General features: G+C 67.2%; 27 protein-coding genes. 17 read left to right on the top strand and 10 right to left on the bottom strand.

Annotated features, from left to right (window positions below):
• Positions 1-108 precede the first annotated feature (108 nt).
• The 4 genes from J7528_RS14240 to J7528_RS14225 all read right to left on the bottom strand — a co-directional run bounded on the left by J7528_RS14240 (position 109) and on the right by J7528_RS14225 (position 2,928).
• On the bottom strand, positions 109-426 hold the full coding sequence (locus J7528_RS14240; RefSeq protein ID WP_291875486.1) for a HigA family addiction module antitoxin: 318 nt from the start codon (positions 424-426) through the stop codon (positions 109-111).
• A gap of 45 nt (positions 427-471) precedes the next feature.
• On the bottom strand, positions 472-753 hold the full coding sequence (locus J7528_RS14235; protein ID WP_291875483.1) for a type II toxin-antitoxin system RelE/ParE family toxin: 282 nt from the start codon (positions 751-753) through the stop codon (positions 472-474).
• 191 nt (positions 754-944) lie between these two features.
• A complete protein-coding gene (locus J7528_RS14230; RefSeq protein ID WP_291875480.1) occupies positions 945-2,306 on the bottom strand; it encodes a site-specific integrase in 1,362 nt (453 codons plus the stop codon).
• 109 nt (positions 2,307-2,415) lie between these two features.
• Positions 2,416-2,928 carry a hypothetical protein gene (locus tag J7528_RS14225; RefSeq protein WP_291875477.1) on the bottom strand — a complete coding sequence of 171 codons (513 nt, stop codon included), beginning with the start codon at positions 2,926-2,928 and terminating at the stop codon, positions 2,416-2,418.
• A gap of 274 nt (positions 2,929-3,202) precedes the next feature.
• Here J7528_RS14225 and J7528_RS14220 point away from each other — a divergent pair, with 274 nt between their 5' ends.
• The 9 genes from J7528_RS14220 to J7528_RS14180 all read left to right on the top strand — a co-directional run bounded on the left by J7528_RS14220 (position 3,203) and on the right by J7528_RS14180 (position 12,579).
• Positions 3,203-3,493 carry a hypothetical protein gene (locus J7528_RS14220; RefSeq protein WP_291875474.1) on the top strand — a complete coding sequence of 97 codons (291 nt, stop codon included), beginning with the start codon at positions 3,203-3,205 and terminating at the stop codon, positions 3,491-3,493.
• Positions 3,494-3,560: 67 nt separating this feature from the next.
• Positions 3,561-4,838, top strand: coding sequence for an amidohydrolase family protein (locus J7528_RS14215; RefSeq protein WP_291875471.1), 1,278 nt, complete (start codon positions 3,561-3,563; stop codon positions 4,836-4,838).
• A gap of 71 nt (positions 4,839-4,909) precedes the next feature.
• Positions 4,910-5,920, top strand: coding sequence for a methionine ABC transporter ATP-binding protein (locus J7528_RS14210; protein WP_291875878.1), 1,011 nt, complete (start codon positions 4,910-4,912; stop codon positions 5,918-5,920).
• Positions 5,920-6,573, top strand: a complete 654-nt coding sequence (locus J7528_RS14205) for a methionine ABC transporter permease (RefSeq protein WP_291875468.1) — start codon at positions 5,920-5,922, stop codon at positions 6,571-6,573. The genes J7528_RS14210 and J7528_RS14205 overlap by 1 nt, the downstream gene beginning before the upstream one ends.
• Positions 6,570-6,914, top strand: a complete 345-nt coding sequence (locus J7528_RS14200) for a hypothetical protein (protein WP_291875466.1) — start codon at positions 6,570-6,572, stop codon at positions 6,912-6,914. The genes J7528_RS14205 and J7528_RS14200 overlap by 4 nt, the downstream gene beginning before the upstream one ends.
• A gap of 247 nt (positions 6,915-7,161) precedes the next feature.
• Positions 7,162-7,977, top strand: a complete 816-nt coding sequence (locus J7528_RS14195; protein ID WP_291875464.1) for a MetQ/NlpA family ABC transporter substrate-binding protein — start codon at positions 7,162-7,164, stop codon at positions 7,975-7,977.
• 63 nt (positions 7,978-8,040) lie between these two features.
• Entirely contained in the window at positions 8,041-8,760 is a 720-nt protein-coding gene (locus tag J7528_RS14190; RefSeq protein WP_291875461.1) for a GntR family transcriptional regulator, read from the top strand.
• Between the two features lie 139 nt (positions 8,761-8,899).
• A complete protein-coding gene (locus tag J7528_RS14185) occupies positions 8,900-11,296 on the top strand; it encodes a TonB-dependent receptor (protein ID WP_291875877.1) in 2,397 nt (798 codons plus the stop codon).
• A gap of 2 nt (positions 11,297-11,298) precedes the next feature.
• Positions 11,299-12,579, top strand: coding sequence for an MFS transporter (locus J7528_RS14180; RefSeq protein WP_291875458.1), 1,281 nt, complete (start codon positions 11,299-11,301; stop codon positions 12,577-12,579).
• A gap of 79 nt (positions 12,580-12,658) precedes the next feature.
• Here the strand turns inward: J7528_RS14180 and J7528_RS14175 are convergent, their stop codons facing one another.
• On the bottom strand, positions 12,659-13,351 hold the full coding sequence (locus tag J7528_RS14175) for a TorF family putative porin (protein ID WP_291875456.1): 693 nt from the start codon (positions 13,349-13,351) through the stop codon (positions 12,659-12,661).
• Between the two features lie 246 nt (positions 13,352-13,597).
• A complete protein-coding gene (locus J7528_RS14170; RefSeq protein ID WP_291875453.1) occupies positions 13,598-14,398 on the bottom strand; it encodes an SDR family NAD(P)-dependent oxidoreductase in 801 nt (266 codons plus the stop codon).
• A 79-nt stretch (positions 14,399-14,477) separates the two neighbouring features.
• Between J7528_RS14170 and queF the strand changes: the two genes are divergently transcribed.
• From queF to J7528_RS14155, 3 genes are all read left to right on the top strand, one after another.
• Positions 14,478-14,933, top strand: coding sequence for a preQ(1) synthase (gene queF / locus J7528_RS14165; RefSeq protein WP_291875451.1), 456 nt, complete (start codon positions 14,478-14,480; stop codon positions 14,931-14,933).
• Between the two features lie 260 nt (positions 14,934-15,193).
• Positions 15,194-16,318, top strand: coding sequence for a histidine kinase (locus tag J7528_RS14160; protein ID WP_291875449.1), 1,125 nt, complete (start codon positions 15,194-15,196; stop codon positions 16,316-16,318).
• On the top strand, positions 16,318-17,085 hold the full coding sequence (locus J7528_RS14155; protein WP_291875447.1) for a LytTR family DNA-binding domain-containing protein: 768 nt from the start codon (positions 16,318-16,320) through the stop codon (positions 17,083-17,085). The genes J7528_RS14160 and J7528_RS14155 overlap by 1 nt, the downstream gene beginning before the upstream one ends.
• A 174-nt stretch (positions 17,086-17,259) precedes the next feature.
• On the opposite strand, the gene J7528_RS14150 is transcribed toward J7528_RS14155, so the two are convergent.
• Positions 17,260-17,550 carry a hypothetical protein gene (locus tag J7528_RS14150; RefSeq protein ID WP_291875445.1) on the bottom strand — a complete coding sequence of 97 codons (291 nt, stop codon included), beginning with the start codon at positions 17,548-17,550 and terminating at the stop codon, positions 17,260-17,262.
• 36 nt (positions 17,551-17,586) lie between these two features.
• Positions 17,587-18,204, bottom strand: coding sequence for a nitroreductase (locus tag J7528_RS14145; RefSeq protein ID WP_291875443.1), 618 nt, complete (start codon positions 18,202-18,204; stop codon positions 17,587-17,589).
• A gap of 73 nt (positions 18,205-18,277) precedes the next feature.
• Here J7528_RS14145 and J7528_RS14140 point away from each other — a divergent pair, with 73 nt between their 5' ends.
• The 3 genes from J7528_RS14140 to J7528_RS14130 are packed head-to-tail and all read left to right on the top strand — an operon-like array spanning position 18,278 to position 20,575.
• Complete coding sequence (locus J7528_RS14140) at positions 18,278-18,883, top strand: NUDIX hydrolase (protein WP_291875442.1); 606 nt, start codon at positions 18,278-18,280, stop codon at positions 18,881-18,883.
• A gap of 60 nt (positions 18,884-18,943) precedes the next feature.
• Positions 18,944-19,774 (top strand): serine O-acetyltransferase, encoded by an 831-nt coding sequence (gene cysE, locus J7528_RS14135; RefSeq protein ID WP_291875440.1) that lies wholly within the window; start codon positions 18,944-18,946, stop codon positions 19,772-19,774.
• A gap of 15 nt (positions 19,775-19,789) precedes the next feature.
• Positions 19,790-20,575, top strand: a complete 786-nt coding sequence (locus J7528_RS14130; RefSeq protein ID WP_291875438.1) for a glutaminyl-peptide cyclotransferase — start codon at positions 19,790-19,792, stop codon at positions 20,573-20,575.
• Positions 20,576-20,700: 125 nt separating this feature from the next.
• Here the strand turns inward: J7528_RS14130 and J7528_RS14125 are convergent, their stop codons facing one another.
• Positions 20,701-20,859 carry a hypothetical protein gene (locus J7528_RS14125; protein ID WP_291875436.1) on the bottom strand — a complete coding sequence of 53 codons (159 nt, stop codon included), beginning with the start codon at positions 20,857-20,859 and terminating at the stop codon, positions 20,701-20,703.
• Between the two features lie 73 nt (positions 20,860-20,932).
• Between J7528_RS14125 and J7528_RS14120 the strand changes: the two genes are divergently transcribed.
• The gene (locus J7528_RS14120; protein WP_291875433.1) at positions 20,933-21,865 is read left to right on the top strand and encodes a LysR substrate-binding domain-containing protein; all 933 of its coding nucleotides are present in this window, start codon (positions 20,933-20,935) and stop codon (positions 21,863-21,865) included.
• Positions 21,866-21,919: 54 nt separating this feature from the next.
• Positions 21,920-22,126 carry a DUF3126 family protein gene (locus J7528_RS14115; RefSeq protein ID WP_291875432.1) on the top strand — a complete coding sequence of 69 codons (207 nt, stop codon included), beginning with the start codon at positions 21,920-21,922 and terminating at the stop codon, positions 22,124-22,126.
• A 25-nt stretch (positions 22,127-22,151) separates the two neighbouring features.
• Here J7528_RS14115 and J7528_RS14110 read toward each other — a convergent pair whose 3' ends face one another.
• Complete coding sequence (locus J7528_RS14110; protein ID WP_291875429.1) at positions 22,152-23,423, bottom strand: MFS transporter; 1,272 nt, start codon at positions 23,421-23,423, stop codon at positions 22,152-22,154.
• Positions 23,424-23,443 lie beyond the last annotated feature (20 nt).

The following is a 23,443-nucleotide window of genomic DNA, read 5'->3' as shown; positions in this document are numbered from 1 at the left end:
TGTCGGCAGTTCCAGCTGCCTCTGAATTTTTACCCGATGGCGATCGGAGCCTTAGGGTTGGTTACGCCGGCTCGCGCGGTGGATGCAAGGCACCTTTGGGTAGCTCGCCTAGGCAACAGTCAGGGGGCGGATCGCCTTCAATTCAACTCCGCTCTCAATCGCCGCCTTTGACAGATCATGCTGGGCTTGAAGGTTCATCCAGAACTGCGCATTGGCCCCAAACACGCGTTCTAGCCGCAGAGCAGTGTCGGAGGTTATCGGCTGCAATTCGCGCGTGATCCGCTCTATGCGCGTGCGATCTTTCAGGCCCATCGCCTTGGCGAGCGCGCCAGCGCTCATGTTGAGCGGTGCCAGAAAGTCTTCGCGCAGGACCTCGCCAGGGTGGGGAAGGGGCGAGACAAAATCGTAGTCCATAAACGTGGCCATTACCGTTCCTCCGTGAACTGGCCGAATTAGGTGTACGCGGCTCGTTTAGTGGTAGTCGCCAAACCAAACTTCTTCCGGACCCTCTGCCCCCCACACAAAGACCAGCCGGAACTGATCGTTGACACTGAGGGACCAGCGACCAGCCAAGTCGCCGCTGAGCTGGTGCAGGCGATTGCCGGGTGGAAACCGCAATTGCTCGACATCGGTCGCGGCATTGAGTTGGGCTAACAGTCGCCGCGTCTTTCTAACCAGATCGGCAGGAAAGCCTTTGGGGGCCTTGCCTTCAAACACCTGCTTCGCCAGCTCGCTCTTCCAGCTCTGGATCATGGCGTATCCTCGAACAGCTCACATGTAGCGCGTGGCGCTACGCAAGGCAAGGTCTATGTAGCGTGCTGCGCTACGCTATTGAGTGCGATGGCTGCGCACCGTGCGGCGCGCGGTCGCCAGCGGGCTGAGCCGTTCGGCCCATCCCTTCGCGCTTGGCCGCGTCGGCCGGTTCCGGCCTTGGGCGACCAAGATCACGGCGCGGGTGTCGCGCCGACAGGCGAGGGGCGGGCCTTGCGGACATTGATCGCCGAGGCGTCGATGACGTTCTTGATGTGGGCGGCGTAGTACGTCTCGACCATCTCGACGCTGGTGCGGCAGTTCTTGGCGACCTGGTAGATATCTGCCCCAGCCATCAGGCGGGTGCTGATGTAGGTGTGGCGCAGGCTGTAGGCGGTGCGCCGCCGGCCCTCGCGGTCGGTCTTCATGCGCAGCTCGTCGAGGATGGCGTTAAAGAGCTCGCGCTGAAATGACGGGAACAGGCGATCGAGCGGCTGCCCGTCATTTCGCGCCTTCAGACTGAGGAAGGGCTCCACGGCTTCGGGCATGCTCTTGCACCAGCCGACGCCGCGCTTGCCGCGCACGGCGATCTCCAGAAGGCGCTCGCCGGTGGCCTCGTCGACGATCACCGCGACATCCCGGTACTCCAAGCGCAACGCCTCGTCTGGGCGAAGGCCGGTGTTGATCATGATCAGCGCGTAGTCACGCAGGTTCTCGCCGGCTTCGCGCCAGCGCTCTTTTCGCGGATACGCGACCCGGTCGTGCAACGCCGCCTCGAAAAGCGCCCATTCCTCGGGCGAGAACCAGGCGCGGTGAGAGATTTTGCCAGAGCGCCCATAGGGCGCGGAGAGGTCGGGAAGGTGGTCTATCCAGCGCAGCCGGATCGCCGTCTTCAGAACCTGGCGCAGGCAGACGATCTCCTGATGCAGCGTGCTTCGGGCGGGTGGTGCGCCGCGATGGCGCTGGCCCATGCGCATGACACGATACTCGGCGATCACGCCGGCATCGATCTCGCGCACGCTCATCGCGCCGAAGAACGGGATCAGGTAGTTGATCAACCGCGCGCGATGGCCCGCGACATAGATCGGGTTGCGCTGGCCATGGGTCAGGGCTTCGAACTCGACCATGAAGCGGCTGGCCGCTTCGCGGAAGGTTTGACGGGGTGCGTTAGCCGCCGCTCGCGGACCGCGCCGGCCCGGGAGTGGCGCGGCGCGCGGAATTGGGCTGCTGGCGCCATCGTCATTGGCCAGCGCCAGATACCAGTCGTGGGCAAAGACTGCGGCGCGGGTGAGGCCGTCCTCACCGGTATTGGCGCGGTGCTGGCGCCCTCTGACCGAGCAGGCGCACTGCCAGTTGGGACTGCCGCTACGCAGATAGAGCTGGATCTTGCCATCAAGGATCGCGTGTCGGCCGTCGCGGGGCGGCGAAAGTCCGATGGACCGGGATTGTGCTAGAGCCCCGGCGGAATGTGCTAGCTCTGTGCTAAGCGTTGCCTTGGGGCGATCATAAGAAGTTGTTGTTTCTAGGGTTTTTCTAGCTTTGGCGGTGGAGCGCATAGGATTTTAAGTCCGGCGCGTCTACCGATTCCGCCACGTCCCCGTCACCTCGACCCCATAAGCCATCGATCGGCCGGGGTCGAGGCGGGAGGTGGCGGCAGGCCGTGGTCTAGCGGCTGGCGCGGGCTTGGCGGTCCAGGGCGCGAGCCTGTTCGTCGGTGACTTCGGCGTCGCCGTTGCCGCCGATCGTGGCCGAAACATTGGTCGCCGCTTCGCCGGCCGCGACCGCGCCCGAGCGGCGCGACGCGCCGTTCTGCAGCCAGTCGATATAGAGCAGGCGGTCGGCCGAGGTCATGGCGACGTCGAAGTTGCGGCTGCGCCAGCCTTGCTCCATCCCGACGCCTTCGCCTTCGACGGCCAGGGTCTGGTAGTAGCCCTTGGCCGTTTCGAGACGACCGGTGCGTTGATAGCCGGTGGCCAGGTTGAAGCGGTTCGGAATGGTCGGGGCGGCGGCCACGACCTTCTTTTGCAGGTTGGTGGCGATCCAATTGTTGTCGGCCGCGAACTCGTATTGCGCCTGATCGGACAAGGCTTGGGGACTGGACTGAGCCAGTGCTGCCGAAGCGCTGCCAATCGAAATTGCGGCAACAGTCGTCGTGATCAGAATAGCTTTGCTATTCATGCTAAATCTCCAGAGATGTCGAAGGCGTTTGGGGAGGTTAATGGTCAAGTTACGCGCAGCGAAAGCTGGAGAATTAGCGAAGTTCTACTGTGTCGGTTCCTCGACCCTTTAACATTTTGGGCAGAAAAATTTACAATCTCGACGGTTGAGCTTTTGAGCCTGCCGTCGACGCTGGGCGAGCCGAAGGCCGGTTTCGTCGCAGATGGAGGGTTCGTGACTTGACCGGGTGGACGCGGGCCCGCCCTATCCGGCGTCTGCTGATCCAGAGGAAGTCATGCGTCTTTTCGCGTCCGCCGCGGTGCTCGCCGCGCTCCTGTCCGTCCCGGCCCTGGCCCAGGAGGCGCCCGTCGCGCCGGCCGAGCCCACGGCGACTCAGCCAGCTCCGGACACCGGCAAGAAGGACGCCAAGAAGGATGAGGGCGTGATCTGCCGTCGTGAAATCCCGACCGGCAGTCTGTTCGCGGTGAAGGTCTGCACCACGGCCGAGCAGCGCAAGGCCCAGAGCGGCGCGGCTCGCAGCGCCCAGGGCGCGATGCAGGGCGGCTCGCAGCAGGTTCCGCACTAGGTCTCGACGCCCTCCAATGCCGTGATAGCGTCGCCTTGCTCAGAATTTGGACGGGGACGGAACGCTTATGGGTAAGGGGATGCAAGCCGCCGTGGCGGCCGCGGTGATGCTGGCGGCCGGCGCGGCGAACGCCGCCGAGGTGGAGGCGGTCAGCGCCGCCCGCCTGCTGGACGTGGCGACCGGCAAGTATGTCGACAATCCGCTGGTGATCGTCACCGACGGCCGTATCACCAGCATCGGCAAGAAGGGCGACGCCGTGCCGGCGGGCGCCAAGGTCGTCGACCTGCCGGGCGCGACTCTGCTGCCCGGCCTGATCGACATGCACACCCACATCGACGGCCTGGCCGAGATCGGCGGCTACAACAGCCTGCAGTACGGCGACCGCTTCTGGAGCGTGGTCCAGGTGGCCAACGCCAAGAAGACGCTGGAGGCGGGCTTCACCACCATCCGCAATGTCGGCTCGGCCGACTTCGACGACGTGGGCCTGCGCGAGGCGATCGACGCAGGCTACGTGATCGGCCCGCGCGTGGTCACCGCGACCTACGCCATCGGGGCCACGGGCGGCCACTGCGACTCGACCTTCTTCCCGCCGTCGATGGACGAGAAGAGCCCCTACAATATCGACAGCCCCGACGAGGCGCGGAAGGTCGTCCGCACCCTCAAGAAGTACGGCGCCCAGGTGATCAAGATCTGCGCGACGGGCGGCGTCTTCTCGCGCGGCGACGAGCCGGGCCAGCAGCAGCTCACTCAAGAAGAGATGCACGCCGTGGCGGACGAGGCTCACATGGCCGGCATGAAGGTCGCCGCCCACGCCCACGGCGCCACCGGCATCCGCGAGGCCATCAAGGCCGGCATCGACACCATCGAGCACGCCAGCCTGGTCGACGACGAGGGCATCAAGCTTGCGGTCCAGCACGGGACCTACTTCTCGATGGACATCTACAACACCGACTACACCCAGGCCGAGGGCAAGAAGAACGGCGTCCTGGAAGACAACCTGCGCAAGGACCGCGACATCGGCGAGATCCAGCGCCAGAACTTCAAGAAGGCGCTCAAGGCCGGCGTGAAGATGATCTACGGCACCGACGCCGGGGTCTATCCGCATGGCGACAACGCCAAGCAGTTCGCGGTCATGGTGCGCTATGGCGCGACGCCGCTGCAGGCGATCCAGGCCGCGACCCTCACGGCGGCCGAGGCCCTGGGCCAGACCAAGGACGTCGGCCAGGTCGCCGTCGGGCGCTTTGGCGACATCATCGCCGTCTCGGGCGACCCGCTGGCCGACGTGACGGTGCTGGAAAAGCCGGTGTTCGTGATGAAGGGCGGGGCGGTCGTCAAACAGCCCTGACACCCCCAAGCCTCGACTATCGGGCGGGGAGCGCCTAGATGCAGCGCTCCCCAATCCACAGGACCTTCGACGTGATCGCCTTCGAGGCTGTTTCCAAGACCTATTCCGCCAAAGGGGCCGCAATAAGCGGGCGCCCAGCCCTCAGTGAGGTCTCGCTGTCGGTGAAGGCCGGCGAGGTGTTCGGCGTGATCGGCGCCTCGGGCGCGGGCAAGTCGACCCTGATCCGGCTGATCAACGGCCTGGAGACGCCGAGCGGCGGCAAGGTGATCGTCGACGGTGACGACGTGGCGGCTCTGGGCGTCGAGGGGCTGCGCGCCCTGCGTCGCCGGGTCGGGATGATCTTCCAGCACTTCAACCTGCTGTCGGGCAAGACGGTCGCCCAGAACGTCGCCTTCCCGCTGAAGCTGGCCGGGCGTCCGGCCGCCGAGGTCAAGGCGCGCACCGCCGAACTGCTGGAGCGCGTAGGCCTCTCCGAACACGCCAACAAGTTCCCCGCCCAGCTGTCGGGCGGCCAGAAGCAGCGGGTTGGCATCGCCCGCGCCCTGGCGACCAATCCCAAGGTCCTGCTGTGCGACGAGGCCACCAGCGCGCTCGACCCCGAGACCACCGAGCAGATCCTGGAGCTGATCTCGGGCCTGAACCGCGAGCTGGGCCTCACGATCGTGCTCATCACCCACGAGATGGATGTGGTCCGCCGCGTCTGTGACCGCGTCGCCGTGCTCGAGGCTGGCCGCGTGGTGGAAGAGGGCGCGGTCGAGGACGTCTTCCTGCATCCCGCCAGCGACACGGCCCGCCGCTTCGTGCGCGAGGCGGATGGCGAGGTCTCTGCCGCCGGCATCGATGGGCGCCTGGTGCGCCTGACCTTCCGGGGCGAGGCCACTTACAAGCCGGTGCTGGGCGAGGTCGCCCGCACCACCGGCGTCGACTATTCGATCCTGGGCGGGCGCATCCATCGCCTGCGCGAAACGCCCTACGGCCAGCTGACCCTGGCCCTGACCGGCGGCGATGTGACGGCCGCGATCGCCAAGTTCAAGGACGCCGGCGTTCGCGTCGAAGACCTTTCGGCCGGGGAGGGCGCGTGATGGAAAACATCGATTGGGCCGAGATCGGCCAGGCGACCCTCGACACCCTGGCCATGCTGGGCGGCTCGATGATCCTGACGGTCATCCTGGGCCTGCCGCTGGGCGTGATCCTGTTCCTGACGGGCAAGGGCCAGATGCTGGAGAACAAACTGGCCAACGGCGTGCTGTCGCTGCTGGTCAACATCCTGCGCTCGGTGCCGTTCGTGATCCTGCTGATCGTGATGATCCCGCTGACCGTGGTGCTGGTCGGCACCTCGCTGGGCGTGGCCGGGGCCATTCCGCCGCTGGTCGCGGGCGCCGCGCCGTTCTTCGCCCGCCTGGTCGAGACGGCCCTGCGCGAGGTCGACAAGGGCGTGATCGAGGCCAGCTTCGCCATGGGCGCCAAGCGGCGGCAGGTGGTGCTGGGCGCGCTGCTGCCCGAGGCGCTGCCGGGCCTGGTCGCCGCCGCGACCGTGACCGCCGTGGCCCTGGTGTCCTACACCGCCATGGCCGGCGTGGTCGGCGCGGGCGGCCTGGGCGACCTGGCCATCCGCTTCGGCTACCAGCGTTTCCAGACCGACGTGATGGTCGTGACCGTGGTGCTGATGCTGGTGCTGGTCCAGGTGCTGCAGATGATCGGCGACACGGTGGTGCGAAAGGTGTCCCACAAATGACCGACGAACACGAAGACCTCCACTGGGACGCCGCCTTCGCCGAGACGCTGATCGGCAAGACCCTGCTGATGAACCTGACCTTCCTAGACGACGACGGCGAGGTGCAGGAGCGCCAGCAGTTCTTCGGCGTGGTCATCGACGCTACCGAGGCCGAGGGCATCGTGCTGGACCTGATGGGCGAGCACGACGGCGACACCTACACCCTGCCGCCCCAGACCTCGGCCATCCAGCCCGCCGAAGCCGGCGTGACCACCCTGGAAGGCGACAAGCCCGACTTCGTGGCCAACTGGATCATCCACGGCCTGCCCGACGTTCCTGACGCGGCCAACGACGACGATTGATCCTTACTTGTTTTCCTAGGCCTTGTGCCTAGGACCCATGGCGCGGCTTGGCTCCGTGTGGAGGGCGTGCCCGGCATCGTGGTCGCCAATCCTGCTCCTCACTGCGCGTGGACGCATGGGTCCTAGGCACAAGGCCTAGGAAGGCAGGATGCTGGGAAATATTCGGAGTCTTCTCGACCATCCCCCAGGAAATCTGATTTCCTCTGACGCGCCTGAACGGGCAAAACCCTACCCGTCAGATCGCCTTATGGAGCCGTTCATGGTCGCCCGCCGCGCTATTCTCGTTCTCGGCCTCGCCGCCATGACTCTGGCTGCTTGCGGGCCCAAGGAGCCCAAGGCCGACGCCGCCAATACCCTGATCGTGGCCGCCACCGCCGTGCCGCATGCCGAGGTGCTGGAGTTCATCAAGCCGAAGCTGGCGGCCGAGGGGCTGAACATCGAGATCAAGGTGTTCAACGACTACGTCCAGCCCAACACCCAGGTCGCCGAGAAGCGCATCGACGTCAGCTACTTCCAGACCCTGCCGTATCTGGAGGACTTCAATCGCGACCATGGCACCAACCTGGTGACCATCACCGGCGTGCACGTCGAGCCGATCGGCGCCTATTCGACCAAGTGGAAGTCGATCGCCGAAGTCCCGAACGGCGCCACCGTCGCCATCCCCAATGACGCCAGCACCGAAGCTCGCAGCCTGCTGCTGCTGGCCCGCAACAACATCATCACCCTGAAGAACGCCAGCGACCTGTCGACCCTGAAGGACATCACCAGCAACCCCAAGAACCTGAAGTTCAAGGAGCTGGAAGCGCCGGCCCTGCCGCGGATCCTCAACCAGGTCGACCTGGCGGTGATCAACACCAACTACGCTCTGGACGCCAAGCTGAACCCGTCCAAGGACGCCTTGATCGCCGAGGACAAGACCAGCCCGTACGTGAACTACCTGGTCGGCCGCCCGGACAACAAGGACGACCCGCGCGTCCAGAAACTGGCCGCCGCCCTGACCTCGCCGGACGTGAAGGCGTTCCTGGAGAAGAAGTACGCCGGGGCGGTGGTGCCGGCGTTCTGATCCGGACTCGCCACTTCTGAAATTTCACACTACCTATCAGCGACCGCTTTTCACGGATCGCTCATGGCCTCGCCTTCGCTGAACCGCACCCTGGTGCTGGACGTCGCCAACTCCTCGGGTCTCGAGGACTGGTCGCCCGACCTGCAGAAGACCAAGGTCTATGAGCGGATCCTGCTGGACCTGATCCTGGGCGTTCTGCCGGCGGGCGCGCGGCTGGACGAGCAGTCGCTGGCCGCCCACTACGACACCGGCCTGGCCGGGGTGCGTGACGCCCTGGGGCGTCTGGCGCTGGAAGGCCTGGTCATCCGCCGCGCCCGCTCTGGCACCATGGTCGCGCCGCTGGACCTGGTCGAGCTGCGCCAGGGTTATGACGCTCGCGTGCTGATCGAGCCGCACTGCGCCCAGCTGGCCGCCCGCAACGCCTCCAAGGCCGAGGCCCAGGCCATGTACGACGTCTTCGCCGAAGGCGAGGCGGCGGCCAGGACCTGCGATCTGCCGGCCCTGGTGGCGATGGACCTGCGCTTTCACGCCCTGGTGGCGCGGGCCTCGGGCAACCTGGCCCTGGCTCGGATCCTGATCCCCCTGCAGCACAAGGCCGCCCGCTTCTGGGTGTTCTCGTTCAACGGCGCCACCGAGCAGGAGCTGATGGACGAGATCGAGGAGCACCGCCAGGTCGCCCGCGTCATCGCCGGCGGCGACGCCGAGGCCTCGCGCCTGGCCATGCTGCGCATCCTGAATGTCCAGCCCGAAGCCCAGACCCGGCCGCACGTCGGCGCCGCCTAGCCGCCCTTACGGAAGCTGAGGCATTGGCGCCACAGCGCCTTCGCAATCTAAACTAAAATGTCAGAAGGCATTTTGACGAAGGTCATGGCGTTCCCAGATATCGGGGCGTGAACCGCCGGAACCCGGTGGCGTGAAGGCTATGCTCCCGATGTTCAAGACCGCGCTTCTGTCCGCTTCCGCCCTGGCCCTGCTGGCGTCGCCCGTGCTGGCGGAGACCCAGGTCGCCGATCAGGTCGACGCCGTGATCATCGTGGCGCGGGACAAGGCGGGCCTGCTGGAGAAGCAGCCCAGCCAGACGGTTTTCGGCATCGCCAAGCCGCTGATCGAGACGCCGCGTTCGGCCAGCCTAGTCAGCGACCTGACGCTCGAGCGCTACGGCGTGCTGACCCTGGACGGCGCGACCAAGGTCTCGCCGGGGACCCATACCGCCAGCTTCTACGGCGTGCCCGGTGCGCTCAACATCCGCGGCACCCTGGCCGAGAACTACTTCCGCGGCTTCAAGCGGGTGGAGAACCGCGGGACCTATTCCACCCCGATCGGCGGGGCCTCGCGCATCGAGATCCTGCGCGGCCCGCCGACCCCGGTCTATGGCGCCGGCAAGGTCGGCGGCCTGGTCAACTTCATCCCGAAGTCCGCCCGCGACGAGGGCCGCTTCCTGGCCGGGCCGGAAGGGGAGGTGACAGCCACCTTCGGCAGCTACAACAAGAAGCTGGTCACTGGCCAGTTCGGCGCGCCGGTGTCGCTGGGCCGCGCTGAGGGTGGCGTGTGGGTCTATGGCGAGGCCGAGGACAGTCACAGCTATTACAAGGGGATCTATCCGCGTCACCAGACGCTGGAAGTCTCGTCCGACTTCGACCTTGGGAACGGCTGGAGCACGGCCTTCGGCGGCATGGTGTTCCACTCGGAAGGCGACGTACAGACGCCGGGCTGGAACCGCCTGACCCAGGACCTGATCGACAATCGCACCTACATCACCGGCCGCGACACGACGCTGAAGGACCTGGACGGCAACGGCAAGCTCACCCCCAACGAGATCGGGGCCTATCCCTATGCCAGCGCCCTGTACCTGCCGTACTACGGCTTCCCGACCAGCGACGCGGCCCACGCCCTGGATGTCGGCGTCGGCACAACGAAGCTGGATCGTCGCACGGTCTATATCAGCCCGGCCGACTTCTCGAAGACCAACACCCAGACGCTGTACTTCGATCTAGCCAAGGACCTTGGGAACGACCGCTCGATCAAGCTGCAGCTGTTCCACGACCGCCAGGACAACAAGCGGTTCGTTTCGTACGGCTACCCTTCGGCGGTCGACGCCAAGGTCAGCGAGATCCGCCTGACCTACGCCTTCCTGACCGATGTCGGCGCGGTGCGCGCCCACACCCTGGTCGGCGGCTCGCACCGCTGGTTCGAGGGCCGTCGGCGCGAGAGCTACAACAGCGGCCTGATCGCCCTGGACCGTCGCGACATCAGCTTTGGCGCGACCGCCACGGACACCATCGACAGCCCGTTCGACACCGAGCCGGGCGGCATCGGCGTGCAGTGGGAGAACGACAACCGCTCCAAGTGGAAGCAGACGGGCGTCTTCGTCACCTCCGACATCGACGTCGGCCGGCTGAACCTCGTTTTGGGCGGTCGCTGGGACCACTACAGCGTCGAGAGCCAGGACACCGGCATCCTGTCCTATGTGCCCGCCGGCCTGCAGAAGGGCGACCGCGACAAGGCCACCTACAGCGCCAGCCTGACCTACAAGCTGCCGATCGGCCTGATGCCCTATGTCAGCTACGCCAAGGCCGCCGCGCTGGAGATGAGTCAGGCCGGCGACGTCGCCCCGAACCTGGTGGCCGACGGCTCGTGGCTGTCGAGCTCGGACCTGACCGAGGCCGGCGTGAAGTTCCAGTTGCTGCGCGGGACCCTGATCGGCTCGCTGGCCGCCTACGAGCAGAACCGCACCCAGATCGCCGGCGCCATCTCGCCGCCCACCGTGCAGGGCACGCGGGCCAAGGGCGTGGAGCTGGAAGTCCGCTGGCTGGCGTCCGAGCGCCTGTCCTTCACCTTCGCCGGCAACAGCCAGCGCACGACGGTGAAGGGGCCCGATACGTCGTTCCAGTATATCCCGGCCTATGCCGCCGGCGTGCCGGGCGCGCAGGGCTATGGCGGCTCATACGTGGTGTGGGCCTTCAACAGCCTGCCGGGACGGAGCGGCGACTACGCCTACACCCTGACGCCCAAGTCGGTGGTCAGCCTGTACGGGACCTATACCAGCAAGGGCTATGGCTGGGGCCAGGCGGGCGCGACCGTCGGGGTCAGCCATGTCAGCCGCACGGCGGGCACAGTGCAGAACGCGGTGCGCTATCCGGCCTACAGCCTGGTCAATGCTTCAGCTTTCGTGAACCGTGGCCCGTACACCCTGTCGGTCAACATCGATAACCTCTTCGACAAGTTCTATTTCACCCCGGACGCCGACACCTACGCCAACCTCGGCGCCTTGCCGGGGAAGGGGCGCGAGTGGCGGGCCACCCTGAAGCGGACGTTCTGATCGTGACGAAGACCGAAGAAGACCGCTTCCGTCCGTGGCTGCTGCTGGCGGGGTTCAGCCTGCTGCTGTTCCTGATCACCGCCTCGACCTACGGCTCGCTGGGCGTCGTTTTGCCGGCGATGATCGGCGAGCTGAAGTGGAGCTTCGAGAAGGCCTTTCTGGGCTTTTCCGTGCTGGGCGTCTTCACCGGCGCCTCGTCGTGGCTGCCTGCGATCCTGATCCGCAAGATCGGCGTGCGCGGCACCCTGCTGGCGGGGGCGGCGGTGCTGGCGGGCGGGTTCCTGGGGCTGGCCAATTCCGAGAGCCTGCTCAGCTACTATGTCGGCGCGGCCGCGTGCGGCGTCGGCTTCCAGATGGCGGCCCTGATCCCCGGCACGCACGTGCTGTCGTCGTTGTTCCGCAAGCGCGCCCTGCCGTTCGGGATCTATTTCACCTTCGGTTCGCTGGGGGGAGCGGCCGGGCCGTGGATGGCCCTGACCCTGATGGGCGGCAGCGGCAATGACTGGCGGCTGTACTGGATCGTCCAGGCGGCGCTGGCCGCGGCTGTAGGTCTGGTCTGCGCCTTAATGGTCGGCGGCTCCAAGTGGCTCGCCGAAGCCGCCCACGAAGTCGACCTGGAAGTCGAGCAGGAGGCCCGCGAGGCGCCCGCCGACGCCCGCGTCTATCGGACGTCGCACGAGTGGACGGTTCAGCAGGCCCTGCGCACGCCGCAGTTCTACATCCTGGTCGCCGCCTACTTCTCGCACCTGCTGGTCGGGGTGACCGTGGCCAGCGTCTCGGTCAGCCACCTGACGGAGCTGGGTGTCGCCGCCGGTGTCGCGGCCGTGGCCGCCGCCGCCCTGGCCGCCAAGATGCTGAGCCTGGAATCCCTGATGCAGACCCTGGCCCGACTGGCCGGCGGCGCTCTAGGCGACCGTGTCGACCCGCGTTGGCTGCTGGTCTTCGCGCAGGGGATGCTGGTTGTCGGCCTGCTGGCCCTGGCCCATGCGGCGAGCCCGGTCTTGATGCTGGTCTACGCCATCGGCACGGGCGTCGGCTTTGGCCTGACCGTGCTGGCCGTGACCGTACTGCTGCTGAACTACTACGGCCGCCAGTCGAACCTGGAGCTGTTCTCGCTGACCTGCCTGGTCGGCGCGGTCTCGGCGGCGGGACCGTTCATCGCCGGGGCCATGCGCGACCGGCTGGGCGGCTTCGCGCCGACCTTCCAGCTGTTCGCTGCGGTGACGGCGGTGGTGTTCGTCGCCGTGCTGGCGATGCGGCCGCCGCAAGCGCCACAGGCATAGAGAGCCGCCTGACTAGGCAAAGAAAAAGCTGCCCCGGGGGAACCAGGGCGGCTTCGTCTTCGATCCTAAACCTTAAGGCTTAGAACGCGGCCTTCAGGCTGACGGCCACGCGGCTGTCGTAGATCTTGCCGTAGCTGTGCTCGTCGGTGTCCGAGTAACGGATGTCCAGGCCCAGCTTTTCGGTCACGGCGTAGGTGACGCCCAGGTTCCAGGTGGCGTAGTCGCCAGCGTGGTTGATTTCCTGGTGGCCCAGGGCGCCGCTCATCGTCAGCTTGTCCATCAGCGGGACCGAGCCGTTGACTTCGTAGTACACGGCGCTGCCGGTCTTGCCCGGGAATTCCGGCGAGTAGTAGACGGCCAGGCCGAAGGTGGCCGGACCGACCGGACGCGAGGCGGCGGCCTTGAACTCGGTGTAGCTGTACGAACCGGGCGTCAGGCCCTTGTCCTTAGCGTAGCCGTAGTACAGCACGCCCAGGTCCAGCGAGGTGTCGCCGATGGTCGGGCGGACGCCGGCGTAGAAGTCGATCTCGGCGGTCGGGTCATCGGCGCCGAAGTCGACGTTCGAGGCCCAGACGCCCGCGTAGCCGATGCCGTAGGTGGCGTCGACGCCACCCTGGATGGCCGGGTCTTCCTGGGTCTGGCTGACGCCGCGGAACACGTAGTCGCTGGTCACGCCGAGGTTGTACGAGAGCTTCAGCTCCTCGGCCATCGCGGCGCCCGACAGGGCGACGGTGGCGGCGGCGGCGGCCAGCGCGATCTTCATGGCTTTCATAGTTCTATCCCCTTTTCTGTGTCGTCTCCCGGGTTGGTTCCCGGACCCCGACGGCGCCTGCAAGCGCCTTGCTTCCCCGTCAAATCTGTCGGGGTCGCGCCTTTAAGTGCAATCACAGGGAGGGTGAACGCCAGCAAGAAGGGCAGCTGTCGCCTAAAGTTTGGGCTGTGTGTGACGATTTTGCTTCAGAATGTACGCAGCGAAGCCACAGCTAACGGAAAACCGAATGCAGCTTGTCTGTGGCTTTTACCGCATAGAAAGACTCGCTCCGCCGAGATGCAGGCCCGCATCAACTAACAGAGTCTCGCCGGTGACGTGCCGCGAGGCGGGCGAGGCCAGGAACACGGCCGCGCCGGCGATGTCCTCGGCGGTCGAGGCGACCTTCAGCGGCGTGGCCGCCGCGGCGCCGGCCCGCAGGCGCTCCAGCGACTCGTCGGGCATGTTCTTGAACCACGGCGTATCGATGAAACCCGGATTGACGGCGTTGACGCGAATGCGCGGACCCAACGCTCGGGCCAGGGACAGGGTCATGGTCGTCATCGCGCCCTTGGACGCGGCATAGGGCACCGAGGAGCCGTTGCCGACCACGCCGGCGATCGAGGCGGTGTTGACCACGGCGCCCGGCGCGGGCGCGGCCTCCAGCAGGGCGCGTGCGGCGCGGACCATCTGGAAGGCGCCGACCACATTGACCGAATAGAGCTTGAGGAAGTCCTCGGCATTCACCGCGTCCAGGTCGGCGTGATTGGGCGCGAACTTGGTCATGCCGGCGTTGTTGAACAGGGCGTCGATGCGGCCCGTCGGCTCGGCGGCGGCGACGATCTTCTTGCAGTCCTCGTCATTGGCGACGTCGCCCTGGACCAGCACGGCCTTGCTGCCCTCGGCCTCGACCAGGCGGGCGGTCTCGGCGGCTTCGTCCGCGCTGCGAGCGTAGTTGACGACCACCAGGCCAGCGCCGCGGCGGGCCACCTCGACCGCGATCGCGCGGCCCAGGCCCGTGGACGCGCCCGTGATCACCACCGTGAAACTGTCGAAGTCCCGCATGATCATCTCCCGAACATCTGTTTGCGACGTTGTAGCGAGCCCCGCGCGGCTTGTCTCTTGGGCTCGTGAGGCCTAAATCGCGGCGATGACCGATCTGAACGTCACCCAGCTGGGCCGCGTCGTCGACGCTCCCGAAAGCCCCGAGGCCGCCGTCCTCGAGCGCGTGCCCAATCCGCAGAGCGACACGCTGTACCTGGCCCGCTTCGTCGCGCCGGAGTTCACCTCCTTGTGCCCCGTGACGGGGCAACCTGACTTCGCCCACCTCGTGATCGACTACGCGCCGGGCGACTGGCTGATCGAAAGCAAGTCGCTGAAGCTCTACCTGACCAGCTTCCGCAACCACGGCTCGTTCCACGAGGACTGCACCGTCAAGATCGGCCGCAAGATCGTCGAGATCGCGCAGCCGCGCTGGCTGCGCATCGGCGGCTACTGGTATCCGCGCGGCGGCATCCCGATCGACGTGTTCTGGCAGACGGGCGCGCCGCCCGAAGGCCTGTGGCTGCCCGACCAGGGCGTGCCGGCCTATCGCGGCCGCGGCTGATCTCGAAAAATCAAAGGCGCGCCCTGAGCCTGGCGCGCCTTCTTTTTTAGTTCGGGAGTGTCCTCCCAGACGGGGCCAGGGCGTACTGAGGGTTCGACGTCTCGCTTCGCCCGGAAGGACCTCTCATTGGTTGCGCCATCCTCGCGCAATGTCAGCTGGCCTGCGACGGGGCTATGTGAACCGACGCCGGAGCGACGAAACCGGACGCCGGCGCGTCGGACGAGGGCTACGGACGGCGCGGCTTCGGCTAGACTGCGCCCATGAAAGATATCGACGTCGGGCTGAAGTCGGAGCTTTTCAGACAAGCGTTGTTCCTGACCCTGGCCGTCTGGGGTCTGGACACGCTGCTGTTCGCTTTGCCGTACATCGCCACCGGCAAGCCGCCCCTGCCGGGCGTGCTGGCCAGCCATTTCCTGTTCATGAGCCTGGGGGCGGTGCTCTCGGGCCTGGTCTATGTCCGCGCCGCACGGACCGCGCGTGACGACGACCGGCCGGTGCGCTTCGCGGTCCTGGTCCCGAGCGTGGTCGGGCTGGGACTGGTGATGGCGGCCTGCGACCTTGTCATAGGCGGCCATATGCGGGCGGTGCTGGATGGCGCTCATCCGGCCGTGCGCGCGATCGCGGCGCGCGGCGTCAGCCAGTTCATGGTCGGCGCCTGGATGTTCGCCCTGCTGGGGGCGCTGTATCTGATGATGATCGCCGTGCGGGTCACCCGCGAGCGCGACCAGCAGCTGGCCGACGCCCGCGCCCAGGCCCTGGCGGCCGAGGGGCAGGCCAGCGCCGCGCGGCTGGCGGCCTTGCGCTACCAGCTCAACCCGCACTTCCTGTTCAACACCCTGAACGCGGTCAGCGCCTCGGTGATCACCGGCCGCAACGAGGAGGCGGAGTCGATGCTGGCCCGGCTGGCTGAGTTCCTGCGCCTGACCCTGGCGGCCGATCCCCAGGCGATGATCACGTTGGACGACGAACTGGCCACCCTGCAGGCCTATCTGGAGATCGAGAGCGTCCGCTTCCGCGACCGGCTGGGGCTGGAGTTTTCGTGCCCGGCCGAGCTGCGCGGGGCGCTGGTCCCCAGCTTCATCCTGCAGCCGCTGATCGAGAACGCTGTCAAGCACGGCGTCGCCCCGACCAGCCGGCCGGTGACCATCCGCTTGGAGGCCTCGCGTGATGGCGACGACCTGGTGGTGATCGTCGAGGATGACGGAGAGGCGGCTGTCCAGCATGTCGGCGGAATGGGCGTGGGCCTGACCAATGTGCGCCAGCGGCTGGAGGTTCTGTATGGCCCGCGCGGCGTCTTGCAGGCGGCCCCGCGCGAGCGTGGTTTCCTGGTGCTGATCCGCATTCCCCTGAAACTGGAAACCCTGTCGCGAGCGAGGGCGGCGTGATGGAGCTGAAGGTCCTTCTAGTCGACGACGAGCCGGCCGCTTTGGAGAGACTCTCGGCCCTGTTCGCTCAGATCCCCGACACCCGGCTGGTCGGCGTGGCCCGCAACGGCCGCGAGGCCGGGCAGGCGATCGCCGAGTTGGCCCCCGATCTCGTCATGCTGGACATTCAGATGCCCGAGCTGTCGGGCCTGGCCCTGGCGTCCGAACTGACGCCCGAGACACGGCCCGAGATCGTCTTCGTCACGGCTTTCGAGGTCTATGCCGCCGACGCCTTCGCCGTGGAGGCCGCCGACTATCTGCTCAAGCCCGTGCGCTTCGACCGCCTGCGCCAAGCCGTCGAGCGGGCGCGTCGCCGCCGGACTTTGCAGCGGGCCTACGAGCAGCAGGTCGAGGCCGCCGCGCCGGCGCGCGAGAACGACCTGGACGGCATCTGGGTCGCGACCCGGCAAGGGCACATCCGCGTGGCGGTCAGCGAGATCGACTGGATCGAAGCGGCCAAGGACTACGTCCTGCTGCACACCGCCACCCGCAGCCACATCCACCGCATCACCATGAGCGCCCTGGAGCAGGGCCTGGACCCGAGCAAGATGATCCGAGTCCACCGTTCGGCCTTCGTCAGCCCGGATCGGGTCGAAGCCATCAACCGTCTGGGCAAGGGCCTGATCGCCCTGGTGCTGCGCGACGGGGTCTCGGTGCCGGTGGGGCCGACCTATGTGAAGGCGGTGCAGGGCCGGCTGGGGCTGCTCGAAGAAATCCCTCTCTCATAGAGAGAGGGCGGGGCCCGCCGCGAAGCGGTGGGAGGGTGAGAGGTTTCACCGCTGGCCGGAAAGACCCGGATCGTCCCGCCGTGTGTTTCGTCAGTAACTTGTTCGGAGAGGGTGTAACCTCTCACCCTCCCATGCTGCGCATGGGCCCCTCCCTCTCTCTAAGAGAGAGGGGTTTCACCCCTTCGCCAACCGTCTCCGGTTGGCCCGCACCTTCTTGCGCAGGTGGGCCAGCGAACCCGACGCGATCGCCGGCCCCGAAGCGCCCAGCTGGCCGGTCATGGCCAGCATCGGCAGGGTCAGGCTGGCGGCGACTTTTTCGCCGACCATCAGCTGGGCCTCGGCCTGAGCGGCGGCGCCGCCGGCGGCCAGTTTCATCATGCGCAGGCCGATGACCGAAGAGGCCTCCAGCCCGAGCGCCCAGCTGTCGAAGGCCAAGGAAGTCCAGGGATCCTTGCGTCGCGCCATAGCCGCTCTCCTCGTCGAGAAGCGAACGCCCGAGCTCTAGGCCGGGCTCCATTCCGTCGTGATCGCCGCCACGTCCGGGCGCACGCGCTCCTGAGGCTGCTCCGTCGAGGTCCCGAGATACAGATAGCCTGCCACCTGCTCGCCCTCGGCCAGGCCCAGGACCGCCGTGGCGCGCGGGTCGTAGCTGTACCAGTCGGTGATCCAGTTGGCGCCCCAGCCCAGCGCGGCGGCGGCCAATAGCATTTGATGGCAGACGGCCGAGGCGCTCTGGCGCTGTTCCCACTCCGGGATCTCGCCCGGAATGAAGCGGGAGATCACGGCCACGCACACCGGCGGGCGGGTCAGCTTGCGCAGGGCGGCGTTGGCCTTAGTCGGATTGGCCTGGCTGTCGGCCAGCTTGGTGATCTCGGCGGCGAAGGCGTCCTTGGCCGCGCCTTGCAGGATCACGAACCGCCAAGGAGCCAGCTTGCCGTGGTCGGGGACGCGGGCGGCCAGGCGCAGGATGTCGGCCAGCTGGGTCTTGTCCGGACCCGGCGCGGCCAGGGTCATGGCCGAGGCCGAGCGGCGCTTGGCCAGGAAGGCCACGACCTCGGGCGACGCCTCGATCGGCAGCGTTTCGGCAAATTCGGGGGCGGGGGGAACGGAAGCTGCCAAGACGTCTACTCCGAAGCGTTATAGACCGCACACCTATGGCCGCCCGTCGGCCGCCACAAGTCGCGAGCATCGTATGACTGAGAAGCCCGCCTGGCTGAAGCCGCACGGAAAGCCCTGGGGCGTCTCGTCCAGTCAAGTCGTATACGACAACCCCTGGATCACCCTGACCGAGTACCAGGCCATCGCCCCGACGGGCCGGCCGGCGCTGTACGGCAAGGTCGGCTTCAAGAACCAGGCGATCGGCGTGGTGCCCCTGCACGCCGACGGCACGGTGACCCTGGTCGGCCAGAACCGCTTCTCGCTGGCCAACTACAGCTGGGAACTGCCCGAGGGCGGCGCGCCGATGGGCGAGGATCCGCTGGACGGCGCCAAGCGCGAGCTGGCCGAGGAGGTGGGGCTGCAAGCCGCCGACTGGCGCCAGATCCTGCGCATGGAGCTGTCGAACTCGGTCACCGACGAGATCTGCCACGGCTTCCTGGCCATGGACCTGTCGCCCACGGAAGGCGAGCCGGACGAGACCGAGGACTTCGCCGTCGCCCGTGTGCCGTTCCGCGAGGCGCTGGAGGCGGCGGTCGCCGGTCATATGCCTGACGCAATCACGGTGGCGCTATTGCTCCGGACGCACCATATGGCCGTTCGAGGGGAACTGCCGGCCGACCTGGCGGCTCTCATCGTCTGAGTAGGAGCATCTTTAATCGAGATGCTCTATGAGTATGCCTGCAGGGAAGGGAGAGCCCCGATGGCCAAGCCTCTGGAAGTGGTGACATCCGAGACGGAAATCTCCGTCTGGGCCGCGCTGCGCAATCAAGCCGAACACGCCGCCAAGGACGAACCGGCCCTGGCCTCGCTGCTGAACGCGGTGATCCTGAGCCACGACAACCTGGCCGACGCCCTGACCTTCCAGCTTGCCCGCAAGCTGGGCGACCAGGAGATGCGGGCCATGACGGCGCGCGAGTTCGCCGCCGACGCCTTCGAGAGCGATCCCAGCCTGGTCCTGGCCGCCGAGGCCGACCTGAAGGCGGTGTTCGAGCGCGACCCGGCCTGCAAGGGCTATGTCCAGCCGTTCCTGTTCTTCAAGGGCTTCCTGGCGCTGCAGACCCATCGCGTGTCGCACTGGCTGTGGAACCAGGGCCGCGAGACCCTGGCCTTCTATCTGCAAAGCCGCGCCAGCGAGATCTTCCAGGTCGACATCAACCCGGCCGCCAAGATCGGCAAGGGCGTGTTCATCGACCACGGCACCGGCATCGTCATCGGCGAGACCGCGGTGGTCGGCGACGATGTCTCGATGCTGCACGGCGTGACCCTGGGCGGCACCGGCGCCGACCGCGGCGATCGCCACCCCAAGATCGGCCAGGGCGTCCTCTTGGGCGCCGGGGCCAAGGTGCTGGGCAACATCACCGTCGGCGACTACGCCAAGATCGCCTCGGGCTCGGTGGTGCTGCGCCCGGTGCCGCCGCACTGCACGGCCGCCGGCGTTCCGGCCCGCCTGGTCAACTGCCCGACCTGCGAGGAGCCGGCCCGGACCATGGACCACACCCTGGCCGAGACCGTCTACTCGTACGAAATCTGATCTGGCGAGATCTGAGTGAACCTTCTCCGTAGTCTGAGCGGCGTTGTGCTGGCGGCTGTCCTGGCCGCCTGCGCGCCCGCGCCGACCTCGGCCGCCACCGCGCCGGTCGGCGGCTACACGGTCGTGAAGGCCTATCCGCACGACGCCAACGCCTTCACCGAGGGCCTGTTCTACCGAGATGGCTTCATCTTCGAGAGCACGGGCCTGAAGGGCCGGTCGTTCATTCGCAAGTGGAACCTCGAGACGGGTGTCTCCGAGCAGGAGCGCATCGTCGACAGCCGCTACTTCGGCGAGGGCATCGTCGACTGGAAGAACCGGCTGTACGAGCTGACCTGGACCGACGAGACCGGCTTCATCTACGACATCGACACGTTCGAGCGGATCGGCGAGTTCAGCTATCCGGGCGAGGGTTGGGCCCTGACCCGCGACGACAAGCGGATCATCATGAGCGACGGCACCTCGTTCATCCGCTTCCTGGATCCCGACACCTTGAAGGAGACGGGCCGCATCGAGGTGACCGACCACGGCGTGCCGGTGCGAAACCTCAACGAGCTGGAATATGTGAAGGGCGAGCTGCTGGCCAATGTCTGGCAGACCACCCGCATCGCCCGCATCGATCTCAAGACCGGGCAGGTCACCGGCTGGATCGAACTGGCGGGCCTGCTGAAGGAAGCCGGGGTCACCGGGACCCAGGACGACGTGCTGAACGGCATCGCCTATGACGCGGCCAAGGACCGGTTGTTCGTCACCGGCAAGCTGTGGCCCAAGCTGTTCGAAATAAAACTCACGCCGGCGAAGTGAGGCGCGGAACCGCGTTCGGGGAGTGGCGTTTATCTCACGTCCGCCCCTCTACGCCCCCCCGACCTAGTGGGCGGACCTGGGCCCCGGCCGCGAGACGCCGCCGGGGCCCAACCCTTATCTGGGGCCTAGCTGTCCTTTGACGCGCAGGCCGGGGTCTTGGTCTTCAGTGAGATTTGCTCGAGATCCGGCGACGGCTTGACCGTCAGGCCGTAGATCACGGCGGTCCAGATTGCCATCAGGGCCAGGACCTGCGGCAGCGTGATGCGGGAAGGGGCGGCGGACATGCGCGCGACTATCCCCTGGTTGCGCTTCCCCGGATAACGACTTATCGGTCGGCCTTCTGTGAGGTTTCTTCACATGGCCCGCCGCCACCTGCCATCGCTGAACGCCCTGCGCGCCTTCGAGGCGTTCGGCCGGCATGGGCGCATGACCCTGGCCGCCGACGAGCTGTGCGTCACCCACGGCGCGGTCAGCCGCCAGATCCGCCAGCTGGAAGAGCATCTGGGGGTGCCCCTGACCGAAGGGCCGCGCTCGCGCCTGCGCATGACCGAAGCGGGCTTGAAGCTGGCCCAGGCCCTGTCGCCGGCCTTCGACCAGATCGAGGCCGCCGTGCCGCGTCCGGCCGAGGTGGGGCCCAGGCCGCTGGTCGTCTCGTGCCTGCCGACCTTCGCCATGAAGTGGCTGATCCCGCGCCTGCCGGGCTTCCAGGCCGCCCATCCCGACATCCCGGTGCGGGTGGCCGAATCCAACGGGCCGTTCGACTTCAAGGCCGACGGCATCGACCTGGCCATCCGCATGCGCACGCCCGAGACGGTGGTGACCTACGACAGCGTGGTCACGCCGTTCATGGAGCACTTCCACGGGCCGGTGATGTCGCCCGAACGCGCCGCCGCCGAGCCGATGACCCTGGAGCGGGTCTGCGCCATGCCGCGCCTCCTGACCCGCACCTTCATGGAGAGCTGGTCGGACTGGGCGCGGAACTTCGAGCTCGACCACCTGCCGCCGCCGGTCAGCGAGCAGGAGTTCGACCACTATTTCTACATGCTGGAGGCTGCGGCGGCGGGGATGGGCGTGGCCATCGGGCCGTGGGCCTTCGTGCAGCGGGATCTGGCCAGCGGACGGCTGGTCGCGCCGCTGGGCTTCACCCCCGGCCGGGCCAGGATCGTGGCCGTCACCCCGCCCGATGGGGCCACCGAAGCGGCCGTCCTGTTCCGCGATTGGCTGCTGGCCGAAGGAGCGTCCACACCTCTTCCGCCCGAAGCGGCTTGCGAACCGCGCGCTGGGCGCTAGTTTCGCGCGGATAACGCGCTCCCGGGCGCTCCCCCCAGACTCGAGAGGCCCCCCGTGGACGCCAACGATATCGCCAAGATCGAAAAGCACCTGAAGCGCACCTTCGGCAACCCGCACATCGCCGTGAAGGCCCGTCCGAAGCAGAAGGACTCGGCCGAGGTCGAAGTCGCCGGCGAATTCATCGGCGTGGTCTTCCAGGACGAGGACGAGGACGGCTCGTTCATGTTCGAAATGGCCATCCTGGGCGAAGACCTGGACTAAGGGCTCCTGATCGCCGCGCGCTCCCTCAGGCCATAGCGACCTTGGGAACCGCGCGGCGGATCATCAGCGACGCCACGCCGGCGATCAGGCCCGCCGAGCCGGCGATGATGAAGGCCTCGACATATTGGCCTTGGGCCGCGCGGATGACGCCCGCGCCGATGGCCGCGGTGGCCGCGCCCAGCTGGTGGCCGGCCGCGATCCAGCCGAACACGATGGGGCCGTCGCGCTCGCCGAAGGCCTCGGTGGACAGGCGCACGGTCGGCGGCACGGTCGCCAGCCAGTCCAGCCCATAGAACACCGCGAACGCCGACAGGCTGACCACCGAGAAGTCGGAGAACGGCAGGTAGATCAGCGAGAGCCCGCGCAGCACGTAGTAGACGAAGAGCAGCTTGCGCGCGTCGTAGCGGTCGGTCAGCCAGCCAGACGCGGTGGTGCCGAAGAGATCGAACAAACCCATCAGCGCCAAGAGACCGGCGGCCTTGACCTCGGGCATGCCGCGGTCGCCGCAGAAGGCGATCATGTGCACGCCGACCAGGCCGTTGGTGGTCAGGCCGCAGATGAAGAAGCCTAGGAACAGCAGCCAGAAGGTCCGGGTCTTGGCCGCGCGGGCCAGGGCGCCGAACGCATAGGCCAGGGCGTTGCCAGCGTTGACGCGCTCGGGCTCCTGGTAGTCGTCGCCGGCGCCATAGGGCTTGAGGCCCACGTCGGAGGGGCGCTCGGGGATCAGCAGCCACATCAGCGGCGCCAGCGCCAGGGTGACCAGCGAGACGGTCAGCACCACCGGTTTCCAGCCGCCGTGGTCGGCGATCAGCGCCATGCCGGGCAGGAAGATCAGCGAGCCAGTCGCGGTCGAAGCCGCCAGCAGGCCCATCATCATCCCGCGCCGCGCGACGAACCAGCGGTTCACCACGGTCGCGCCCAGCACCATGGCCACCGCGCCGCTGCCGACCCCGGCCAGGACGCCCCACGTGGCCACGTACTGCCAGGAGGCGCTCATGAAGGCCGAAAGTCCCGTCGAGACCGACATCAGCAGCAACGCCAGGGTCACTGTCCGGCGCAGGCCGAACGAGTTCATCAGCGCCGCCGCGAAGGGACCGGTCAGGCCGTACAGGAAAATGCCGATGCCGGCGGCCACCGAGATCGAGGCCCGATCCCAGCCGAAAGCCTTCTCCAGCGGCAGGATCAGCACGCCCGGCGCGGCCCGGAGGCCAGCGGCGGCCAGCAGGGCCAGGAAAATCGCTCCGGCGACCACGAAGGCGTAGTTCTGGCCGAAGGGGCGGCGGCTTGCGGTTTGCATGTCGTCTCTCGATGTAACCG

Source organism: Caulobacter sp. (assembly GCF_017744445.1).
Taxonomy (GTDB): Bacteria; Pseudomonadota; Alphaproteobacteria; order Caulobacterales; family Caulobacteraceae; genus Caulobacter.
The sequence above is the reverse complement of the archived record's forward strand: the minus strand, read 5'-3'. Positions and strand labels throughout refer to the sequence as shown.